The sequence below is a fragment of the Variovorax sp. V213 genome, from assembly GCF_041154455.1.
Classification (GTDB): Bacteria; Pseudomonadota; Gammaproteobacteria; order Burkholderiales; family Burkholderiaceae_C; genus Variovorax.
This window is the reverse complement of the sequence record NZ_AP028664.1, coordinates 2,301,036-2,320,170: the sequence shown is the minus strand read 5'-3', so window position 1 is coordinate 2,320,170 and position 19,135 is coordinate 2,301,036. Positions and strand designations below refer to the sequence as shown.

Sequence of the window (19,135 nt, the reverse complement as noted above, 5' to 3'; positions counted from 1 at the left end):
AATTGCGGATGACCGACCGCCATCTCAACACATGGACACACTGATCAACGGCCCTGACGGCCGCCCCCGCTGCCGCTGGTGCGCGGCCGCGCCCGAATTCCTGGCCTATCACGACACCGAATGGGGCTATCCGGTGGCAGACGACAAGCGCCTGTTCGAGAAAATCTGCCTTGAAGGTTTCCAGTCGGGCCTGAGCTGGCGCACCATCCTGGCCAAGCGGGAGAACTTCCGCGCGGCGTTCCACGGGTTCGACTTCGACAAGATCGCCCGCTTCACCGCGCGAGACGTCGAACGCCTGCTGCAGGACCCAGGCATCGTGCGCCATCGCGGCAAGATCGAGGCCGTGATCCACAACGCCGCCCGGGCGCAGGAACTCGTTGCCCTTCACGGCTCGCTGGCTTCATTCTTCTGGAGCCATGAGCCGGATGCAGCGCAGCTCGCCGAACCGCAGACCGCTTCGACCTCCGAGGCGTCCATTGCACTGTCCAAGGCCTTGAAGAAGCTCGGCTGGAAATTCGTCGGGCCGACGACGGTGTACGCCTTCATGCAGGCGATGGGCCTCATCAACGACCATGCAACCGGCTGCGCGATCCGGGCAAAAGCGGCACATGCACGCAACAGGTTCAAAAGTCCGGCCCGCTGACCCCGGGGGCCGGCTGCGGAACTCGCGCCTGCAGCGCGGCTCTGACGGACCATGAACGCCACACCAGAACCCGGCCTTCCCCGGCGCACCATTGCGGCGGCTCTGGTTGCCGCGCCCGCGCTCTGGCTGGGCGCCCGCGCGCAGCCAGCGGCTGCCCGGTTCGCAACACCCTCGCAGACCGAGGGACCGTTCTATCCGGTTCGCCTGCCGCAGGATTCCGACAACGATCTGCTGCGCAACGGCACGCTGAACTATCGCCGCGGCCAGCCGGCCTGGGTCGACGGCACCGTGACCGATCTGGAGGGCAAGCCGCTGCGCGGCGCCCAGGTCGAGATCTGGCAATGCGACGAAAACGGCCACTACCACCACCCGGGCGACGGCGACCGCGCCGACGCCGCTTTCCAGGGCTTCGGCCGCGTCGCTGTGGGTGCGGACGGCAGCTGGCGCTTTCGCACCATCCGGCCCGTGCCCTACAGCGGCCGCACGCCTCACATCCACGTCAAGGTGAAGCTCGGCACGCGCGAATTGCTGACCACGCAGCTCTATGTGGCAGGCGACCCGGGCAACGCACGCGACTTTCTCTGGCGCAATCTTCCCCAGGCCGCGAAGGACGCCGTCACCGTGCCTTTCGAGCGCGGGCCGGACGGATTGCAGGCGCGCTTCCCGATCGTCGTCGCGGCCTGATCGCGTGCGCACACGGAGTGCGTCAGCTACGCATCAAGGGGAGCCGATAGCCTCGACAGGACTGCCGCACGGCAGACATCCAGAATTTCATCGGCGAGGGGCGAGTCGTCAGGACACGCCCGCGACAGCACTATTGCGCCAATCACCTGCGCAATGACGTCGATCCGCTTGGCGCGCATGTCGCCTTCGCGATCGCCTTCCTCCGGAGCGCCGAGCCGCTTTCCCAGAGTCGCCAGCAGGCTTTCCAAGCCGGTCGCAAAAGCCATCTTGATCGACTCCGGCTGACGCGCAGCGTCTCCGCATAGCGCGGCCATCGTGCAACCTTCACCACGGGTGTCGCGGTGCTCACGAGACAGATAGTGCTTGACGAACTCCATCGAATCGACGCCGTCGGCTTTAGCGGCCGTCTGCGCAAAACCACAGGTCGCCGCTTCCGCCATCAGGTCGGCCTTGGATCCGAAGTGCTTGTAGAACCCGCCGTGCGTAAAGCCGGCAACCGCCATCAAGTCCGCAATCCCCACCCCGTCATAGCCTCGCTCGCGAAACAGCGTGGAGGCCGTCTCGACGATGTGCGCCCGGTTCGCCTGGGCCTGCGCTTTGGTGACCTTCATGTCCAGGATCTCTTCAGGTGTGTCGTCAGTGAAGTCACGAATATACATTGATGTCGATCATCATCAAAGTCCTTGACAATAAAGATGATGATCGACATCATTAAGCCAACTTACCTCGGAAGGCTTCTGGAAATGAGCGACACCCACCTGACCGCCCCCACCCGCTTCGTCGAAGTGGATGGCGACAAATTCGCCTATCGCCGCTGGGGCAACACCTCCAGCGGACGGTCCCCTCTGTTCTTCGTCCAGCATTTCCGCGGCGGCCTTGATCACTGGGATCCCCTGCTGACAGATGGTCTGGCCGCAGGCCGCGAAGTCATCCTCTACAACGGTCGCGGCATTGCCTCCTCGACCGGCACGCCCCGCAACCGGATCGAAGACATGGCAGACGACATCGCCCTGGTGATCCGGGCGCTGGGCCTGCCGCAGGTCGACCTGCTTGGTTTCTCGATCGGGGGCTTCCAGGTGCAGGAGGTCGCACTGCGCCACCCGCAACTGGTTCGCAAGCTCCTTCTGCTCGGTACCGGACTGCGCGGCGGCGATCCGAAGATGGAGCCCAGGGTGCTGGAAGTCGCGCCGAATCCCGTGCCGACCGCGGATGACTTCCTCTACCTCTTCTTTGGCCGCTCGGAGGCTGCCAAGCAGGCGGGTCTGGCCTTCTGGGAGCGCCGCCACCAGCGCGTCGAGCAGGATCCGCCCAGCTCCATGGCGGTCGCTCAAGCCCAGGCCGAGGCGCACGCTGCCTACCTGCAGCCGTTGCCGGGTGCGAACCCCTATGCCTTCCTGAACGCCGTCACGCAGCCGACCCTGGTGCTCAACGGCGTCCACGACATCATGATCCCCACGATCAACTCCTGGCATCTGTCGCAGAACATTCCCAACGCGCAGCTTTTGATCTACCCCGACGCCGGACACGGCGCGCAGTTCCAGTACCCCGAGCGCTTCCTCCAACACGCAATCCAGTTCCTGGAGGAGTGATGCCACCCGCATCCCGTTTTCCTGCCTGACCAACGACCTTTTTCGACCAAGAGAAAACACATGACCTCCCATTCCACTGTTCTCATCACGGGCGCCTCGACCGGCATTGGCGCCATCTATGCCGACCGCTTCGCACGCCGCGGCCACGACCTTGTGCTGGTGGCACGCGACAAGGCACGGCTGGAAACGCTCGCTGCACGCCTGCGTGCGGAAACCGGCGTTGTCGTCGATATCCTCCCGGCCGACCTGACCCAGCCCGGCGATCTGGCCGCAATCGAGACGCGCCTGCGCGAGGACGTCAGGATCGAAACCCTGATCAACAACGCCGGGGCCGCGCTGTCCGGCCACTTCATCGACCAATCGACAGACGATGTCGCCCGCCTGGTCAGCCTCAACACCACCGCACTCGTAAGGCTGGCGAGTGCCATCGCCCCGCGCCTGGTGCAGGCCGGCAAAGGCGCGATCGTCAACATCGGCTCGGTGGTCGGCCTCGCGCCCGAGTTCGGCATGTCGGTCTACGGTGCGACCAAGGCCTTCGTGCTGTTCCTGTCCCAGGGGCTGAGCCTGGAGCTCGCGCCCAAGGGTGTCTATGTGCAGGCGGTGTTGCCAGCCGGCACCCGTACAGAGATCTGGGAGCGCGCGGGCATTGACAGCAGTGCGATGCCTGATCTGATGGGAGTGGAAGAGCTGGTAGATGCCGCGCTGGCCGGATTCGACCGCCGTGAACTCGTGACCATCCCGCCGCTGCACGATGCCGCGCGCTGGGAGGTGCTGAACACGGCACGTCAGACCCTGCTCGCGGACATCCGGCAGGCGCATGTGGCAGAGCGCTATCGAACCGCCGCCTGAAACCGCAAAAAGCTCCAGAGCGGAAGGAATAGCACATGACATTCAAGGCACTGCTCGCCAGCAAGACCGGCGACACCATTTCAACCAGCCTGGTCGACTTCAAAGACGAGGATCTGATGCCGGGCGACGTCACCGTCGCGGTCGAGTACTCGACGGTGAACTACAAGGACGCGATGGCGCTCAGTGGCCGGTCGCCGGTCATTCGCCAGTTCCCGCTGATTCCGGGTATCGACTTTGCCGGTGTCGTCGAGTCGTCGACCTATCCCGGCCTCGTCGCCGGCGACCGTGTGCTGGCGACCGGCTGGGGACTGAGCCAGACGCACCATGGCGGCTTCGCGCAGAAGGCGCGAGTGAGCGGTGATTGGCTGGTCAAGATCCCGGAAGTCTTTTCGACCCGGGATGCCATGGCCATCGGCACCGCCGGGTTCACCGCCATGTTGGCGGTGCTCGCACTGGAGCATGGCGGCCTGACACCCGAACGCGGCGACATCCTGGTGACCGGCGCCAATGGCGGCGCCGGCTCCGTGGCGATCGCATTGCTGTCGGGCCTGGGCTATCGCGTGATCGCATCGACCGGCCGCCTCGACGAAGCCGCCTACCTGCGTGCGCTGGGCGCGGCGGACGTCATCGACCGCCACACCCTGTCCGAAGCGGGCGCACCGATCGCCAAGGAGCGATGGGCCGGGGCCATCGATTCGGTCGGCAGCCATACGCTGGCGAACGTCCTGGCGCAGACCCGGTATCGCGGCGTGGTCGCGGCCTTCGGCCTCGCACAGGGCGTGGATCTGCCGGCATCCGTCCTGCCCTTCATCCTGCGCAACGTCACCCTCGCCGGCATCGACTCGGTCAATGCGCCGCAGCCTGTGCGGCTGCAGGCGTGGTCGCGCCTGGCCAGCGACCTGGATCTGGACAAGCTCGCACGGACCACCAAGGTGATTGGCCTGGCTGAAGTGCCTGAAGTCGCCAGCCAGGTACTCGCAGGGAAGGTTCAGGGGCGCACCATCGTCGACGTGAACGCCTGACCGCACCAGGATCGCGCATGCCCTACATCGACACCCCCACCCAATCGATCGATGTCGACGGGACTGCGTTCGCGTACCGCGATCTCGGGCCGCGCAGTGGCGTGCCGCTGGTCCTGCTCAACCACTGGGGCGCGGTCCTCGACAACTTCGATCCGCGCATCGTCGATGGGCTTTCCCGCCGGCATCGCATCATCGCCATCGACTACCGGGGGATCGGCGCTTCAGGCGGAACGGCACCTGTGACCATCGATGCGATGGCACAGGACGCGATCGCACTGATCCACGCACTGGGTTTCGAGAAGGTCGATCTGCTTGGCTTCTCCCTCGGAGGATTCGTGGCGCAGGACATCGTGCTGAAAGCCCCCGGCCTGGTGCGCCGGCTCATCCTGACCGGCACCGGGCCGGCAGGCGGCAAAGGCATTGACCAGGTAGGGACGGTCTCCTGGCCGCTGATGGCCAAAGGCTTGCTGACGCTGCGCGATCCGAAGACCTACCTGTTCTTCACCTCCACGGCCAATGGCCGTCAAGCCGCGAAAGCCTTCCTGGAGCGGCTGAAGGAGCGCAAGGCGGATCGGGACAAGGGGCCGACGCCCAGCGCCTTCCTGCGACAGCTGAAGGCAATCAAGGCCTGGGGCCGGCAGGCGCCGCAGAATCTGGGCGGCATCCGCATCCCTGTGCTGATCGCCAATGGCGACAACGACATCATGGTGCCCACCGTGAACAGCCATGACATGGCGCGTCGCATTCCCGGCTCACAACTGGTCATCTACAAGGATGCCGGGCATGGCGGGATTTTCCAGTACCACGGCGAGTTCGTGCCCAAGGCGCTGGCCTTCCTCAATGACTGAGCGGCGGCATCCTTGGCGGCCGGCTGCAGGCCGCCCTTCCCGGCCGCACCCTGCGGTGCCGGGCCGAAAACCCATTCAATAAAGAACTCTGGAAAAAAGTCCCCCATGAAAGCTTTCATCATCGATCGCTACGGAAAGAAAGAAGTTGGCCGCATCGGCGAAATGCCCGACCCCGAGGTGCGGGACGATGACGTCCTGATCCGGATCCACGCGGCGAGCATCAATCCCCTGGACTCGAAAATCAAGAGCGGCGAATTCAAACTGATTCTTCCCTACCGCCTCCCCCTGATCCTGGGCAACGACTTGGCCGGAACGGTCGTACGGGTCGGCGCTCGCGTTCGCAGCTTCAAGCCCGGTGATGAGGTCTATGCACGCCCTGACGACGATCGCATCGGCACCTTCGCCGAGTTCATTGCCGTCAAGGAATCGTCGCTGGCGCTGAAGCCCACGAATCTCAGCATGGTCGAGGCCGCATCCCTTCCTCTGGTGGCCCTGACGGCCTGGCAGATGCTGGTCGAAACCGCCAAGCTGAAAAGGGGGCAGAAGGTACTGGTCCATGCCGGCTCCGGCGGCGTAGGCACCATCGCCATCCAGCTTGCCAAGCATCTCGGAGCGTTCGTGGCCACGACCACCAGTACGGCCAACATCGCCTGGATGAAGGCCTTGGGCGCCGACGTCGTCATCGATTACAAGCAGCAGGACTTCGCCACGGTGCTTCGTGGCTACGACGTGGTGCTGAACAGCCTCGGCAACGACGAGCTGAACAAATCCCTCCAGGTTCTCAAGCCGGGTGGACATCTCATCTCCATCTCCGGACCGCCCACCCCTGCGTTCGCCGTCGCGCGAGGACTGGCCTGGCCGCTCCAACAGGTGCTGCGCCTGCTGAGTTTCGGCATCAGGAGGAAGGCGAAGAAGAACGGGGTCGAATACACATTCGTCTTCATGCGGGCCGATGGGGCGCAGTTGCGCGAGATCACTTCCCTCATCGAATCGGGCGCAATCCACCCGGTCGTCGACAAGGTATTCCCGTTTCAGGACACCCACAAAGCTTTGGCCTATGTAGACGGTGGGCGCGCCAAGGGCAAGGTCGTGCTGCAAATGATGTAGCTGCCGCGCATGCCTCCGCCAGCGTCTTCGATCAGGCCCTTGTCCAGCCTGGACAGACCATCGCATGACCGACGCGCAAACCTCGCGGGCCTTCGAATTCTCCGGCCGTCCATACGATAGGAGGCCACGCGCTGCGCGATCAGAGGACTTTGCTCGTATCGATGCAAAACGCGATCGACCTGACGTGCATGGCCTTCGCATATTGCTGGATCGCACAGCGCCACCGGATAGCACAACACTTCCTCCAGCGGAACATGCTTGTGGGCCAGCACTGGATGGCGAGCCGGTACGGCCACCATCAGTAAAGTTGCGCTCCAAGTTCTGCCTCCAACTCCTTTATGGTCCGAGACAGCGGCGACTGGTCAATGTGCAAACGTTCGGCCGCACGGGCAAAGTGAAGTTCTTCAGGATGCGGCCATGGCCATGCGCCTCGGGGCTGTCGTCGAACAGCAGCTTGGTGACGCCTTCGTCGCGGCCATTGGCAATGGCGCGGCCCGAAGCCGTCCAGGGGAAGACACCCTTCTTGACCTTGATGCCCTGCGCCTTGGCCTGGTCCTCGGTCAGGCCCACCCACGCCACTTCGGGGTCGGTGTAGGCCACGCTGGGGATCACGCGGGCATTGAAGGCACTGGCGGCCAGCTCCTTGTTGCCCTGCAGTTCACCGGCGATGACTTCGGCGGCCACATGGGCCTCGTGCACGGGCGAACGAAAATTGCGGCATCCGTGAATTGCAAGTACCCGTCTATCGTCTTCCAACCTTCAGTCCTCGCCGTTGGCATCAAAACCTGTGGCGGATTCCCAAGTCGTACCCTCTCGAAGACTTGTTGGCCGCAGTGGTCGCGCCGTTCAAGGCTTGTGTAGCACCGCCACCGTTGTTCAGGTGAGCGTACGTGGCGTAGAGGGCCGTGCGCTTGGATAGGTTGTACTCATAGCCTAGAGCCCACTTCTTAGTGATCCGATCAGTCGCCGAAGACAGGTCGACCGCGTATTGCGAGTAGGAGACGCGGATCACGCCAGCTCCCACGGGCACTAAGCCACCGACCAACCAGCCCTTGGCATTGCGGCGCACACCGCTTACTACACCTTTATCCCATGCGTAGTGAGCCATGACCGTGGCTACTCCGGCATCCCACTGACCGCCCACGTTGCTCTGCCGTGAGTTGCCAGCGGCGTATGTGGTGCGGCTGGTTGCAGCGGCGACAGAGAATGGGCCGCGTGAGAATCCGAGGCGTACGCCCCAGCCATTGCCATCATTTTTGGTGGCGCCGACATCACTGCTGTTCTCTCCCAGGTAGTACATGGCCTGACCATACAAACCTTTCAGTGCATCCTTCGGCAGAAAGTACCCGATGCTATTTGACGCACGAACCTGCGTCGTTCCTGTAATCGTCGAATTGAGGGTCTGGGTCGTGCCATTTCCCGTTGTTCCGAACGGATCGAATTCGCTTAAGTTCCAGAACTGCGGGGTGAAGTCCCGCCCCAGACGCAGTTCCCCCCAGTTACTCGACAAGCTCATCGTCGAGCGCCGGCCAAAGACCATAGCGCCGCCGCCAGCGGAGCCGCTTGACTGGTTGTTGGTATTTGTCGTGCCAAACGTGCCGTCATCGACGTTTAAGGACGATTCAAGCCAGAACGAAGCAGACATCCCGTCGCCCAAGTCCTCGACTCCTCGGAAGCCCAAACGCGAGGCGTTCAACCCAGAACTGATCAGCTGGGTCTTGTTCGCGACGCTGCCAGCGCCGTGCGCCATCCTGACGTCCAGGACTCCAAAAATTGTGATTGCAGATTGCGCGAAAGCGGAAATGGAAACAGTCATCGCTGCTAAGACGATCAAAGACTTCATCATGCAATTTCTCCTCGTTTGGACACATATCGTGAGAAGGCGGCTGCCATGGAGGGCACGTTTGCGCTATCACCAGAAAACAAAGTGCCTTCGCATTCGTCCGCCCGTACAAACGTTCAATTCAACACACCGAGAATGGAACGTTTGATCCATATTAGGTCAGCATGGATCATTTGATTCATGATGGTTTGCACCTATGGGCCCCAGGTGTGCAGCGTGCAAACACCCACTTTGGGCATCGGCAGCAAGATGAGCGAGGTGGCCCGGCGCCCCCTCGCACCAAGCTGAAGAAGAAGAAGAGCGAACGTGACTCCACTGAGCATTGCTGCTCTGGATGCTCTTACCGGGGGCAGGTGTGAAGCTGAGATCAATCTCTCGGCGCCGTGGATGGTCTGCTCAATCATGGTTTGTACCCAGGCCATATGCACAGATCATATGTTCCACTATTTGCACTTTTAGGAACATATGATCCAATCCGATCTCCCGTTCAGTGCCCTTCCGGAGCCTTGGGATACCCCGCTAGGCGCAAGTCGTTGATCGTTCACAGCAAGCTGGAGAACAAGGTATGAATTGCGCAGAGACCTCGGTGAACAGTGGCATTGAATACGCGCCTCCCGAAGGACACATGAGCGGGGCCAACCGCCTGATGGTGTCTCGTCGAGAACTCATTCTTGCCGCCGGGGCCTTGGCTTGCGTAAGCGCGACGGCGAATCCCGCCGATGCTGCGCGCGATGCGGGTCTCCCGGTCAGAAAAGCACCGCCGGGACATGTACATCGCAATTTCGGCTATGGTGCGTCCGCCAATCATCCGGCTGCAGTCGATGCAGCTCGGCGGGTTCGCCTTCAGGGGGGAGGCGTTTTTGACATGTACTTGGCCGCCCTCGCGGTCGCATGGGTAGTTGATCCAGCGAATTGCAGCCCTTTCGGCCGAATGCAGGGGCTGTACTTAAGCAATGGCAAGTACAGCTGCCTGCATGCAGCGACCCAGCTTCGGAGTGAGGCCGGGTCAACAGTGCCTTGTCCAGGAAACGTTCCGGCCTACTTTCATTTGCAGAGTTCGGGGCGGCTCAGGCTTTCCATGGCATCGATTCTGGCCCCAGCCCTTGCCATAGCCCGGAAGGGCTTCCGTCCCACGGATGCGCTGCGCGTTGCGATTCGAAGCTCCGCTGGAGAAATGCATCCGGAAATGAGGACGATCTATATGGATGATGGTGGTCAAGTGCGGTCGGACGTCCGCAACCCGCAATTGGCCGAATTCCTTGAAGTATTGGGTCGGATGCCCGATGAAGGTGCCCTCTGGGACGAGCTCTATGCTCGCGAGCCAGGGCCGTGGCGGCGGAACGAGCTACCGACTAATGCGCCCCGCGAAAGCTTGCCCAAGGAACTAGTTTTGCGCGGCCTCGATGGCCGAACCTATCAACTACACACAACAGGGAACCTGGAGACCTGGGGCACTTGGACGTTGCTCAGTGCCGCCGTGACGGCCGATCTCCAGGCTTCCGGCACGCTCTCCACGCTAGAGGCTGCCGCGGAGGCCTACCTTTTGGCGACTATCCTTGTGCTGGATCGGATCCCTTTCAGAGTGGGCACGCTCAAACCCAAAACGGCCAATCCGTCAATCGACGTTGACCTCCAGTACGAAAGCCGCGTGATCGCCGAGCGTGTGCGCAAGCTACTCGCCGCTTCGCGTGCTGACTTGTGGGCTGATCTGGATCGCACCTATTTCTCCGGCGGAGCTAGCAACACTGACGATAGGAACACTAACGCATTCGCCTTTGCTGTGAACGACGATTTCTTGTCCTTCACGACATCAATGGGTCCGTGGTTCGGCTCAAAGCGCTCCTGGTTCGGCGCCGGCCTCGCTTACAGCTATGCCATGAAATCAGGCCAGCTGTTCACCGGCCAAACACACGACGCGACCGAGATGTCCTCACTGATCGTCGAGCGTGACGGTCGCCCCTGGCTCGCCATGGGGGCGGCTGGGAGCGAGAGGATCTTCGGTGCGCTAACCTATCTATTGCACCTGAAGCTGGGGCTCAATTGCCGTGGTGACATGGCAGATTTGATGATGATGCCTCGCCTTTTCCCCAAGGACAGCAAGGTCCGCATCCATTCAGATATGCCGAGAAGCGTTCAGCAGCATCTCGTCGGTCGGGGATTCACTTTGGCTGCCACAAGCTACGACTTGGAAAAGCACCTCGGCATCGTCAATCTAGTTGAGCAAGTAAGGCCTGGCGTGTTCCGTAGTGGAGCGGACCCTTCAGGCGATGGTGGGGCGCTGTAGGCAATCACCCACGACCGTCGCCCGACGAGATGTCCGAGCGTTGATTTCCATCCAGAAGTCACCCACTGGGGGTGCGGATAAAAACTTGGACTGGTTTTATGTCGCAAGTCCTACGCTCACCCGATATTCGATCGGGCTGAGTGAGCCTAGGGAGACCTTGATCCGCTTCTCGTTGTACCAGCGGATATAGGCATCAACGGCCTCGATGAACTGTTCAATGGTCGTGGTCTGCAAATTCCGTGGATAGAGCAGTTCCGTTTTCAGCCTGCCGAAGAAGCCTTTCGCACGCCGCATTGTCAGGCGAGCATGCCTTGCGAGACATCGAGCGTGTGAGGTCGGCTTCACTCATTCTCGATAACAAGCCTGGCCAACGGTAGTGCCTCCCGCGATCGGAGTGGACCACTGGCCGATCAGCTGTGTCTGCTACGGTCTCAATAGCTGCATCCAGCATCGTGTTGACCAGTTCGGCGTCAGCGCTCGTTCCGATGGTCCAGCCGACCACCATTCCATCGAAGAGGCGGTTCTGGAACGCCGGCAGGTCAGATCGACGATGCTCTTGCGCATCGCTCGCGTGCTATCGGCCATCCGTGCACCGGCCAGCGCCACTGAGCGGTCATGTCGCCGAAGTTCTTGGCGGCGGTCAGGCGGCGCTTCTCGCGCTGTTTCTCATGCGCCGGAGACTTGCCCTGGGCGACGGTCTTCTTGGCATCCAGCAGCTTTTCGCGGGCCATCGCCAGCGAAATGCCCGCTGGCCCGTAGCGGCCAATGGTCAGGGTCTCGCGGCGGCCGTTGAGACGGTAATCGAAGCGGAAGGTGACGGTACCGGTGGGCGATGCCGTCACGTACATCCCATCCCGGTCAGAAGCCTTATAAGTCAAGGACTTAGGCTTCAAATTACGCAGTGCGGTGTCGGTAAGCATCGAGGTTTTTCCTCCTGTTCATGACGGCTTTTACCGTCAGGGGTCAGGAGACCTGCTGATGCCTGGAAAGCCGCATGAAACAAGCTTTCCAGAGGGGTGATTTACCGTCAAAGACCGATTTGGTCTCAATAGTAAACAAGGAGGTCTTGATACGACCTCCGGTTCCTACCGTCACCTCTACCGTCAATCCGTTTCGTTGCCCGGCGATAGCCGCCGATAGCTTCCGTGACGTATTTCCTTTTAAATCACCACGTTGCGGAGGATTTTCGATAGCTGGCGATAGTCCCCGAAGGACCTGATTTCACTCCCACTCGATCGTCGCTGGCGGCTTGCTCGACACGTCGTAGGTCACGCGGTTGATCCCGCGCACCTCGTTGATGATGCGGCCCGACACCTTCTTGAGCAGCGCGTACGGCAGCTCGGCCCAGTCGGCGGTCATGAAGTCGCTGGTCTGCACGGCGCGCAGCGCGACGACGTAGTCGTAGGTGCGGCCGTCGCCCATCACGCCCACGCTCTTCACGGGCAGGAACACGGCAAAAGCCTGGCTCGTGAGGTCGTACCAGGTCTTGCCGGTCTCGTCCTTGAAGTTGCGCAGCTCCTCGATGAAGATCGCGTCGGCGCGGCGCAGCAGGTCGGCGTATTCCTTCTTCACTTCGCCAAGGATGCGCACGCCCAGGCCCGGGCCGGGGAACGGATGGCGGTACACCATCTCGGGCGGCAGGCCGAGCGCCACGCCGAGTTCGCGCACTTCGTCCTTGAACAGGTCGCGCAGCGGCTCGAGCAGCTTGAGGCCCAGCTGTTCAGGCAGGCCGCCCACGTTGTGGTGGCTCTTGATGGTGACGGCCTTCTTGCTCTTGGCGCCGCCCGACTCGATGACGTCGGGGTAGATGGTGCCTTGCGCCAGGAAGGTCGCGCCCTTGACGGCCGGTCGGCCGTCAATTCCATTCTTGCCGCCGTCGCCCGCGGCCTTGAGCTTGGCGGCTTCCTGCTTGAACACCGTGACGAACTCGCCGCCGATGATCTTGCGCTTGGCTTCGGGGTCGCTCACGCCCGCGAGCTTGCCGAGGAACAGGTCGCTGGCATCGACGCGGATCACCTTCGCGTGCAGCTTGCCTTCGAACATCTCCATGACCATGTCGCCTTCGTTCAGGCGCAAGAGGCCGTGGTCGACGAACACGCAGGTCAACTGGTCGCCGATGGCGCGATGAATGAGCGCGGCTGCCACGCTCGAATCGACGCCGCCCGAGAGACCGAGGATGACTTCTTCATCGCCCACCTGCTCGCGGATTTTTTCCACGGCTTCAGCGATGTGGTCGCGCATGACCCAGTCGGGCTTCGCCTCGCAGATGCCGAGCACGAAGCGCTCGATGATGGCCTTGCCCTGCACGGTGTGCGTCACTTCGGGGTGGAACTGCAGCGCGTAATAGCGGCGCGCCTCGTCGGCCATGCCGGCGATCGGGCAGCTCTCGGTGCTGGCCATGAGCTTGAAGCCCGGCGGCAGTTCGGTGACCTTGTCGCCATGGCTCATCCACACGTTGAGCATGCCGTGGCCTTCGGGCGTGGTGAAGTCGGCGATGTCCTTCAGCAGCGCGGTGTGGCCGTGGGCGCGCACGGCCGCGAAGCCGAATTCGCGTTTGTGGCCGCCCTCGACCTTGCCGCCGAGCTGGTGCGCCATGGTCTGCATGCCGTAGCAGATGCCCAGCACAGGCACGCCCAGGTCGAACACGGCTTGCGGCGCCTTGTCGGTGGTCTCTTCGTACACGCTGGCATGGCTGCCCGAAAGAATCACGCCCTTCAGGTGGCCGTCGGCCGCGTATTCGCGCACCCACTCGTCGGTGACGTCGCAAGGATGCACTTCGCTGAGCACATGCGCCTCGCGAACGCGGCGTGCAATGAGCTGCGTGACTTGCGAGCCGAAATCGAGGATGAGGATCTTGTCGTGTTGCATGGAGAAGACTCGGTCAGAGCGTTGAAATGTCGAACAGCTTCACACCCGCCTTGGGTGCGGCCTGGATGAGTTGCTCGTCGAAGGTGGCGAGCGGGAGATTGAGGGAGCGCGCGAGCCAGAGATAGCCCGCATCGTAGAGCGACACGCCGACATCGATGGCTACGGCCAGCACGGCCTTGTGCTGCGCGGGCGCGAGTTCATGCAGCTCGACGCGATGGCGGATGGCGTCGAGCACGCTCCAGAGCCCTTCGACCGCCGACGCGGGGATGCGGCCGCTGCGCACGCCGTTGGCGAGGATGTTGGCGCACTCCCATTGCCAGGCATTGGGCGCCTGCGGCTCCACCTCGTCGCGGCGGATGGCGGCGTAGAGCTTGCGGGTGTGTTCGCTGGCCTGGTCGGGCAGCAGCCAGGCGGCGGTGACGGAAGCGTCCATGACGAAGGCTGTCACGATTGGCGCCCTTCGTCGACCAGCGCGCGCACCGATGGGCCGGGCTTGATGGTCGCGTGCAGCGCGTCGATCTGGCCGAGTTCGCGTTCGATCTGCTCGTCGGTGATCACCGGTTTGCGCCGCACCGGCAGCATGCGCACCACTTCCTTGCCGTGGCGGGTGATGCGAACCTCCTCGCCCTTTTCGACCAGGTCGATCAGGGCCGAGAAGTTGTTCTTGGCTTCGGCGATGCCGATAGATTGCATTTGGGCCAGAAAAATTGAATCTGGCCCAAATTCTAATACCAATCTGGCCTGACTTTCAAGGTCTGGCCAGATTGGGCTTACTCATCACTTATTCGGCGCGGTAGTTCGGCGCTTCCTTGGTGATCTGCACGTCGTGCACGTGGCTCTCGCGGATGCCGGCGGTGGTGATCTCGACGAATTCGGCCTTGTTCTTCATGTCTTCGATGGTCGCGCAGCCGCAGTAGCCCATGCTGGCACGCAAGCCGCCCGACATCTGGTAGACGATGGAGACCATCGAGCCCTTGTAGGGCACGCGGCCTTCGATACCTTCGGGCACCAGCTTGTCGGCATTGGGGTTGCCGGTGGTGGATTCCTGGAAGTAGGGCACGCGGCCTTCGATACCTTCGGGCACCAGCTTGTCGGCATTGGGGTTGCCGGTGGTGGATTCCTGGAAGTAGCGGTCGGCGCTGCCCTGCTGCATGGCGCCGATGGAGCCCATGCCGCGGTAGCTCTTGTAGCTGCGGCCCTGGAACAGCACGATCTCGCCGGGCGCCTCTTCGGTGCCCGCGAACATGCCGCCCATCATCACGGTGCTGGCGCCTGCGGCAATGGCCTTGGCGATGTCGCCCGAATAGCGGATGCCGCCATCGGCGATCAGCGGAATGCCGGTGCCCTGCAGCGCGGTGGCCACGTTGTCCACGGCCATGATCTGCGGCACGCCCACGCCCGCCACGATGCGCGTGGTACAGATCGATCCGGGGCCGATGCCGACCTTGACCGCGTCGGCGCCGGCGTCGGCCAGCGCACGCGCGGCATCGCCGGTGGCAATGTTGCCGCCGATCACGTCGACCTGCGGATAGTTCTTCTTGACCCAGCGCACGCGCTCGATCACGCCGGCGCTGTGGCCGTGCGCGGTGTCGACCACGATGGCATCGACGCCCGCCTTGACCAGCGCCTCGACGCGCTCCTCGGTACCCTCGCCCACGCCGACCGCCGCGCCCACGCGCAGGCGGCCCGAGGGGTCGCGCGCGGCATTGGGAAAGCTGGTCTGCTTGGTGATGTCCTTGACGGTGATCAGGCCCTTGAGCTCCCACGCGCTGTTGATGACCAGCAGGCGTTCGAGCTTGTGCTTGTTCAGGAGCGCCTTGGCCTCGGCCAGCGTGGTGCCGTCGGGCACGGTGATGAGCTTTTCGCGCGGCGTCATGATCTCGCTCACCGGCACGTCGTAGCGGCTCTCGAAGCGCAGGTCGCGCCCGGTCACGATGCCGACCACCTTGCCGCCGTCGAGCACCGGGAAGCCCGAGATGCCGAGTTCGTCGGACAGCTGCATGACCTGCAGCACGGTGTGCGTCGGCGTGATCACCACGGGATCGCGCAGAACGCCCGATTCGTAGCGCTTCACCTTGGCCACCTGCGCAGCCTGTTCGGCGGCGGTGAAGTTCTTGTGCACGATGCCGATGCCGCCTTCCTGCGCGATCGCGATGGCGAGGCGCGCTTCGGTCACCGTGTCCATCGCGGCGGAGACCAGCGGCAGATTCAGCGCGATGTTGCGGGAAAAACGGGTGGCGAGGGAGGTGTCCTTGGGCAGGACCTGGGAGAACGCTGGCACCAACAACACGTCGTCGAAGGTGAGCGCTTTGCCGAGAAGGCGCATGGGTGAAGCTCCAAAAGACGGATTGTAGCGACGCTCGGTACTTACCCGCCCTCCAGGGGGCATCAGCCGGCCTCGATCTGGCCGGCAAGGCGGGCGAACGTAGCCAATTTCCAACTCACCCCGAGCGAAAAGCTGTGGTCTGGATGTTGCCAAACGTAAGGCAACGCTAAACTCGCCGCATGAAATTCGCGCATTGGCTCGTACTGGGATGTGTTTGCCTGCTGCCGCTCGCGGCCAGCGCGCAATGGCAATGGATCGACAAGAACGGCAAGAAGGTCTTCAGCGACCAGGCGCCCCCGCCGGACGTGCCAGAGAAGAACATCCTTCGCCGCTCCGGCACGCCGCCCACGCGCGGCGGCTTCACGCAGGCCCCTGCCGAGGCCGATGCGCCCGATGCCGCGGCGTCCAAATCGCGCGAAGCAGCGGCCGCGCCCAAGCCGCCGGGCGTCGACAAGGAGCTCGAGGAAAAGACCAAGAAGGCGCAGGCGGAAGAAAAAGCCAAGCAGGCCGCCGAAGCGGAGAAGAACGCCAAGGTCAAGGCCGACAACTGCGACCGCGCGCGCCAGGGCAAGGCCACGTTCGACAGCGGCATCCGCGTGGCCAAGGTCAACGCGAAGGGCGAGCGCGAGATCATGGACGACGCCGCGCGTGCCGCCGAGCAGAAGCGCCTTCAGTCGATCATCGAAAGCGACTGCAAGTAACCCGAGCAGGCGGGCCGGTTCAGTAGCCGGCCTTGCCGCCTTTGCGGCGGTTGGCAAAAAGGCCCGTGCCTCGCGCGCCCTGGCGCTGGAAACGCTCGCGGCGCGCCACTTTCGGATCGACGGCCAACGGCCGGCACAGCTCGACGCGATCGCCGTCTTTCAGGGGCTGGTCCCAGCCCACCTCCCTGCCCCAGATTCCCGGCGTCATGGACTGGCGCCAGTCCAGTTGCGGAAAGCGCTGCGCAAGGTCGCTGGCCTTCACGGCATCGTCCACGGTGGCATCGGGCGCCAGCCGCAGGATCTGCTCGAACACTTCGCGCGGCGCGGGCGAGCAGCTCAGCGTGACTTCGATCATCAGGCCGCGCCGTAGACGTGCTCGGCGCGCTTGACGAAGGCTTCGACCAGGCTGGAGGCGATGGTGTCGAACACCGGCCCCACCAGCGCCTGCAGCGCAAAGTTGCTGAAGCCGTAACTCATGTGCAGCTCGACGCGGCAGGCACGCTCGCCGGGTTCGCCCACAGGCACGAATTTCCAGAGGCCGTCGAGGTTGGAGAACGGCCCGTCGACGAGCTTGAGGTGCACTTCGCGCCCCGGCATGTGGCTGTTGCGGGTGGTGAAACTCTGGTGAAGGCCGGCGAAAGCCAGTCCGACTTCAGCAGTCATTCCGGCTTCGTCTTCCTCGATGATCCGGGACTTGTCGCACCACGGCAGGAACTGCGGATACTTCTCAACGTCGATGACGAGCGCGTACATCTCTTCGGCGCTGTACCAGATGAGGACGGACTTGTTGACTGTTTTCATAGAATCGGGACAGCGTGCGCGACGGATTGTATTGAAGCCATGCGCCCCCATCTTCCCGAGCCATGGCCACCAAGAAACAAGATACCTCCTCCCGCATTGCCGACAACAAGAAGGCCGCGTACAACTATTTCTTCGAAGAACGCTTCGAGGCCGGCATCGTCCTCGAAGGCTGGGAAGTCAAATCCCTGCGCGAAGGCAAGGTCCAGCTGACCGACGGCTACGTGGTGATCCGCGACGGCGAGCTGTTCGTCGTCGGCCTGCAGATCAACCCGCTCAAGAGCGCTTCGACCCACGTCAACCCTGATTCCATCCGCACCAAGAAGTTGCTGCTGCACAAGGAAGAGATCCGCCGCCTGGTCGGTAAGGTCGAACAAAAAGGCTACACGCTGGTGCCGCTCAACCTGCACTGGAAAGCCGGCAAGATCAAACTCGAAATCGCGCTGGCCAAGGGCAAGGCCGAGCACGACAAACGCGACACCATCAAGGACCGCGAAGGCAAGCGAGAGGTCGAGCGCGCGATGAAGAGCCGCAGCCGCTAGTTCTTTTTTTTTGCGCGACATGGAATAAAACGCGCGCTGCAGGCGTTTGTGCGGTGTCATCGGATCGTCGGTGCCACCAAACCAGGAGTCTTTCCATGTCGCCTTTCCGCGCTTCCTCCGCCGGCATTGCCGCCGCGCTGCTGAGCAGCCTGCTCGCGCTTCCCGCACTCGCCCAGCCCAAGGCCGCCGACGGTGCCCTGGTCGGCCCGAGCGGCATGACGCTGTACACCTTCGACAAGGACACGGCCGGCAGCGGCAAATCGGCCTGCAATGGCGGCTGCGCGGCCAACTGGCCGCCCTTCATGGCCACCGACGGCGACAAGCCGGCCGGCGACTTCACCGTCGTCACGCGCGACGACGGCAAGAAGCAATGGGCCGCCAAGGGCTGGCCGCTCTACTACTGGTCCAAGGACACGAAGCCGGGCGACAAGACCGGCGACGGCGTCGGCGGCGTCTGGAAAACCGCCAAGCCCTGACCGCGACGCACCGCTCGCCTTTCCGTGGACGCCCGCCTGCTCGCCGAACAGATCCCGAGCCTGCGCCGCTACGCGCGCGCGCTCACGGGCGATGCCTGGGCGGCGGACGACCTGGTGCAGGACACGCTCGAGCGGGCCTGCGGCAAGTGGCGGCTCTGGGTGGTGGGCAGCGATCTGCGCGCATGGCTGTTCACGGTCATGCACAACATCTTCGCGAGCCAGCGGCGGCGCACGCCACCGCCCCACAGCATCGTGCCGCTGGACCACGTGACGCACGAGCTGCAGGGCGCCGTCGATACGGGCCGGGACCTCGGCAGCAGCCTCGACCTGCAGCGCTGCCTGATGCAGTTACCCGAAGAACAACGGGCCGTGCTGCTGCTTGTGACGCTCGAAGACCTTTCCTATGCCGAGGTGGCCAAGGTCCTTGGCATACCCGCGGGCACCGTGATGTCGCGCCTCTCACGCGCCCGTGCGCGGCTGCACGAATTGATGGATGGCGCCGCTGCGCCGAATCGCACCGGCCTGCGCCGCCTCAAGTGAAACCTTCCGCCGAAC

The 19,135-nt window shown here is 63.2% G+C and carries 19 protein-coding genes and 6 pseudogenes; 13 read left to right on the top strand and 12 right to left on the bottom strand.

Features of this window, described 5'->3' with window-relative positions; translation table 11 throughout:
- Positions 1-31 precede the first annotated feature (31 nt).
- The 3 genes and pseudogenes from ACAM55_RS11085 to ACAM55_RS11075 all read left to right on the top strand — a co-directional run.
- Positions 32-643, top strand: a complete 612-nt coding sequence (locus ACAM55_RS11085; RefSeq protein WP_369656044.1) for a DNA-3-methyladenine glycosylase I — start codon at positions 32-34, stop codon at positions 641-643.
- 51 nt (positions 644-694) lie between these two features.
- Entirely contained in the window at positions 695-1,327 is a 633-nt protein-coding gene (locus tag ACAM55_RS11080; protein WP_369656043.1) for an intradiol ring-cleavage dioxygenase, read from the top strand.
- Between the two features lie 202 nt (positions 1,328-1,529).
- A pseudogene (locus tag ACAM55_RS11075) lies at positions 1,530-1,598 on the top strand (hypothetical protein); the annotation flags it as partial.
- A gap of 217 nt (positions 1,599-1,815) precedes the next feature.
- Here ACAM55_RS11075 and ACAM55_RS11070 read toward each other — a convergent pair.
- Positions 1,816-1,938: pseudogene (locus tag ACAM55_RS11070) on the bottom strand (TetR/AcrR family transcriptional regulator); the annotation flags it as partial.
- A gap of 132 nt (positions 1,939-2,070) precedes the next feature.
- Here ACAM55_RS11070 and ACAM55_RS11065 point away from each other — a divergent pair.
- The 5 genes from ACAM55_RS11065 to ACAM55_RS11045 all read left to right on the top strand — a co-directional run bounded on the left by ACAM55_RS11065 (position 2,071) and on the right by ACAM55_RS11045 (position 6,742).
- Entirely contained in the window at positions 2,071-2,916 is an 846-nt protein-coding gene (locus ACAM55_RS11065) for an alpha/beta fold hydrolase (protein ID WP_369656377.1), read from the top strand.
- 60 nt (positions 2,917-2,976) lie between these two features.
- On the top strand, positions 2,977-3,765 hold the full coding sequence (locus ACAM55_RS11060; RefSeq protein WP_369656042.1) for an SDR family NAD(P)-dependent oxidoreductase: 789 nt from the start codon (positions 2,977-2,979) through the stop codon (positions 3,763-3,765).
- A gap of 35 nt (positions 3,766-3,800) precedes the next feature.
- Positions 3,801-4,787, top strand: coding sequence for an MDR family oxidoreductase (locus ACAM55_RS11055; RefSeq protein ID WP_369656041.1), 987 nt, complete (start codon positions 3,801-3,803; stop codon positions 4,785-4,787).
- Positions 4,788-4,804: 17 nt separating this feature from the next.
- A complete protein-coding gene (locus ACAM55_RS11050) occupies positions 4,805-5,635 on the top strand; it encodes an alpha/beta fold hydrolase (RefSeq protein ID WP_369656040.1) in 831 nt (276 codons plus the stop codon).
- Between the two features lie 105 nt (positions 5,636-5,740).
- Positions 5,741-6,742 carry an NADP-dependent oxidoreductase gene (locus ACAM55_RS11045; protein ID WP_369656039.1) on the top strand — a complete coding sequence of 334 codons (1,002 nt, stop codon included), beginning with the start codon at positions 5,741-5,743 and terminating at the stop codon, positions 6,740-6,742.
- A gap of 116 nt (positions 6,743-6,858) precedes the next feature.
- On the opposite strand, the pseudogene ACAM55_RS11040 reads toward ACAM55_RS11045, so the two are convergent.
- From ACAM55_RS11040 to ACAM55_RS11030, 3 genes and pseudogenes are all read right to left on the bottom strand, one after another.
- A pseudogene (locus ACAM55_RS11040) lies at positions 6,859-7,148 on the bottom strand (LysR family transcriptional regulator); the annotation flags it as partial.
- Positions 7,148-7,441 (bottom strand): annotated as a pseudogene (locus ACAM55_RS11035) (dihydrolipoyl dehydrogenase); the annotation flags it as partial. The pseudogenes ACAM55_RS11035 and ACAM55_RS11040, both read right to left, overlap by 1 nt.
- Before the next feature lie 79 nt (positions 7,442-7,520).
- Complete coding sequence (locus ACAM55_RS11030) at positions 7,521-8,588, bottom strand: porin (protein WP_369656038.1); 1,068 nt, start codon at positions 8,586-8,588, stop codon at positions 7,521-7,523.
- A 562-nt stretch (positions 8,589-9,150) separates the two neighbouring features.
- Between ACAM55_RS11030 and ACAM55_RS11025 the strand changes: the two genes are divergently transcribed.
- A complete protein-coding gene (locus ACAM55_RS11025) occupies positions 9,151-10,869 on the top strand; it encodes a gamma-glutamyltransferase (RefSeq protein WP_369656037.1) in 1,719 nt (572 codons plus the stop codon).
- A gap of 96 nt (positions 10,870-10,965) precedes the next feature.
- On the opposite strand, the pseudogene ACAM55_RS11020 reads toward ACAM55_RS11025, so the two are convergent.
- The 6 genes and pseudogenes from ACAM55_RS11020 to guaB all read right to left on the bottom strand — a co-directional run.
- Positions 10,966-11,383: pseudogene (locus tag ACAM55_RS11020) on the bottom strand (transposase); the annotation flags it as partial.
- A gap of 3 nt (positions 11,384-11,386) precedes the next feature.
- Positions 11,387-11,789: pseudogene (locus ACAM55_RS11015) on the bottom strand (Arm DNA-binding domain-containing protein); the annotation flags it as partial.
- Between the two features lie 301 nt (positions 11,790-12,090).
- Entirely contained in the window at positions 12,091-13,737 is a 1,647-nt protein-coding gene (guaA, locus tag ACAM55_RS11010) for a glutamine-hydrolyzing GMP synthase (protein WP_369656036.1), read from the bottom strand.
- A gap of 13 nt (positions 13,738-13,750) precedes the next feature.
- On the bottom strand, positions 13,751-14,170 hold the full coding sequence (locus ACAM55_RS11005; protein ID WP_369656376.1) for a type II toxin-antitoxin system VapC family toxin: 420 nt from the start codon (positions 14,168-14,170) through the stop codon (positions 13,751-13,753).
- 11 nt (positions 14,171-14,181) lie between these two features.
- Entirely contained in the window at positions 14,182-14,430 is a 249-nt protein-coding gene (locus tag ACAM55_RS11000; protein WP_369656035.1) for a type II toxin-antitoxin system Phd/YefM family antitoxin, read from the bottom strand.
- 88 nt (positions 14,431-14,518) lie between these two features.
- Positions 14,519-16,063, bottom strand: coding sequence for an IMP dehydrogenase (guaB, locus tag ACAM55_RS10995; RefSeq protein ID WP_369656034.1), 1,545 nt, complete (start codon positions 16,061-16,063; stop codon positions 14,519-14,521).
- Between the two features lie 179 nt (positions 16,064-16,242).
- On the opposite strand from guaB, the gene ACAM55_RS10990 reads away from it, so the two are divergent.
- Positions 16,243-16,764, top strand: coding sequence for a DUF4124 domain-containing protein (locus ACAM55_RS10990; protein ID WP_369656033.1), 522 nt, complete (start codon positions 16,243-16,245; stop codon positions 16,762-16,764).
- 19 nt (positions 16,765-16,783) lie between these two features.
- On the opposite strand, the gene ACAM55_RS10985 is transcribed toward ACAM55_RS10990, so the two are convergent.
- Both ACAM55_RS10985 and ACAM55_RS10980 read right to left on the bottom strand, forming a co-directional pair.
- Entirely contained in the window at positions 16,784-17,119 is a 336-nt protein-coding gene (locus tag ACAM55_RS10985; protein WP_369656032.1) for an RnfH family protein, read from the bottom strand.
- The gene (locus ACAM55_RS10980) at positions 17,119-17,565 is read right to left on the bottom strand and encodes a type II toxin-antitoxin system RatA family toxin (protein ID WP_369656031.1); all 447 of its coding nucleotides are present in this window, start codon (positions 17,563-17,565) and stop codon (positions 17,119-17,121) included. Before ACAM55_RS10980 ends, ACAM55_RS10985 begins: the two co-directional genes overlap by 1 nt.
- Before the next feature lie 62 nt (positions 17,566-17,627).
- On the opposite strand from ACAM55_RS10980, the gene smpB reads away from it, so the two are divergent.
- From smpB to ACAM55_RS10965, 3 genes are all read left to right on the top strand, one after another.
- Positions 17,628-18,104, top strand: coding sequence for an SsrA-binding protein SmpB (gene smpB / locus ACAM55_RS10975; RefSeq protein WP_215245412.1), 477 nt, complete (start codon positions 17,628-17,630; stop codon positions 18,102-18,104).
- Between the two features lie 95 nt (positions 18,105-18,199).
- Positions 18,200-18,580 carry a hypothetical protein gene (locus tag ACAM55_RS10970; protein WP_369656030.1) on the top strand — a complete coding sequence of 127 codons (381 nt, stop codon included), beginning with the start codon at positions 18,200-18,202 and terminating at the stop codon, positions 18,578-18,580.
- Between the two features lie 24 nt (positions 18,581-18,604).
- Positions 18,605-19,120, top strand: a complete 516-nt coding sequence (locus tag ACAM55_RS10965) for a sigma-70 family RNA polymerase sigma factor (protein ID WP_369656029.1) — start codon at positions 18,605-18,607, stop codon at positions 19,118-19,120.
- Positions 19,121-19,135: the final 15 nt, after the last annotated feature.

Coding starts and splice junctions, on each gene's coding strand:
- ACAM55_RS11085 (WP_369656044.1), top strand. CDS start 32: ATGGACACACTGATCAACGGCCCTGACGGCCGCCCCCGCTGCCGCTGG.
- ACAM55_RS11080 (WP_369656043.1), top strand. CDS start 695: ATGAACGCCACACCAGAACCCGGCCTTCCCCGGCGCACCATTGCGGCG.
- ACAM55_RS11065 (WP_369656377.1), top strand. CDS start 2,071: ATGAGCGACACCCACCTGACCGCCCCCACCCGCTTCGTCGAAGTGGAT.
- ACAM55_RS11060 (WP_369656042.1), top strand. CDS start 2,977: ATGACCTCCCATTCCACTGTTCTCATCACGGGCGCCTCGACCGGCATT.
- ACAM55_RS11055 (WP_369656041.1), top strand. CDS start 3,801: ATGACATTCAAGGCACTGCTCGCCAGCAAGACCGGCGACACCATTTCA.
- ACAM55_RS11050 (WP_369656040.1), top strand. CDS start 4,805: ATGCCCTACATCGACACCCCCACCCAATCGATCGATGTCGACGGGACT.
- ACAM55_RS11045 (WP_369656039.1), top strand. CDS start 5,741: ATGAAAGCTTTCATCATCGATCGCTACGGAAAGAAAGAAGTTGGCCGC.
- ACAM55_RS11030 (WP_369656038.1), bottom strand. CDS start 8,588: ATGATGAAGTCTTTGATCGTCTTAGCAGCGATGACTGTTTCCATTTCC.
- ACAM55_RS11025 (WP_369656037.1), top strand. CDS start 9,151: ATGAATTGCGCAGAGACCTCGGTGAACAGTGGCATTGAATACGCGCCT.
- guaA (WP_369656036.1), bottom strand. CDS start 13,737: ATGCAACACGACAAGATCCTCATCCTCGATTTCGGCTCGCAAGTCACG.
- ACAM55_RS11005 (WP_369656376.1), bottom strand. CDS start 14,170: ATGGACGCTTCCGTCACCGCCGCCTGGCTGCTGCCCGACCAGGCCAGC.
- ACAM55_RS11000 (WP_369656035.1), bottom strand. CDS start 14,430: ATGCAATCTATCGGCATCGCCGAAGCCAAGAACAACTTCTCGGCCCTG.
- guaB (WP_369656034.1), bottom strand. CDS start 16,063: ATGCGCCTTCTCGGCAAAGCGCTCACCTTCGACGACGTGTTGTTGGTG.
- ACAM55_RS10990 (WP_369656033.1), top strand. CDS start 16,243: ATGAAATTCGCGCATTGGCTCGTACTGGGATGTGTTTGCCTGCTGCCG.
- ACAM55_RS10985 (WP_369656032.1), bottom strand. CDS start 17,119: ATGATCGAAGTCACGCTGAGCTGCTCGCCCGCGCCGCGCGAAGTGTTC.
- ACAM55_RS10980 (WP_369656031.1), bottom strand. CDS start 17,565: ATGAAAACAGTCAACAAGTCCGTCCTCATCTGGTACAGCGCCGAAGAG.
- smpB (WP_215245412.1), top strand. CDS start 17,628: ATGGCCACCAAGAAACAAGATACCTCCTCCCGCATTGCCGACAACAAG.
- ACAM55_RS10970 (WP_369656030.1), top strand. CDS start 18,200: ATGTCGCCTTTCCGCGCTTCCTCCGCCGGCATTGCCGCCGCGCTGCTG.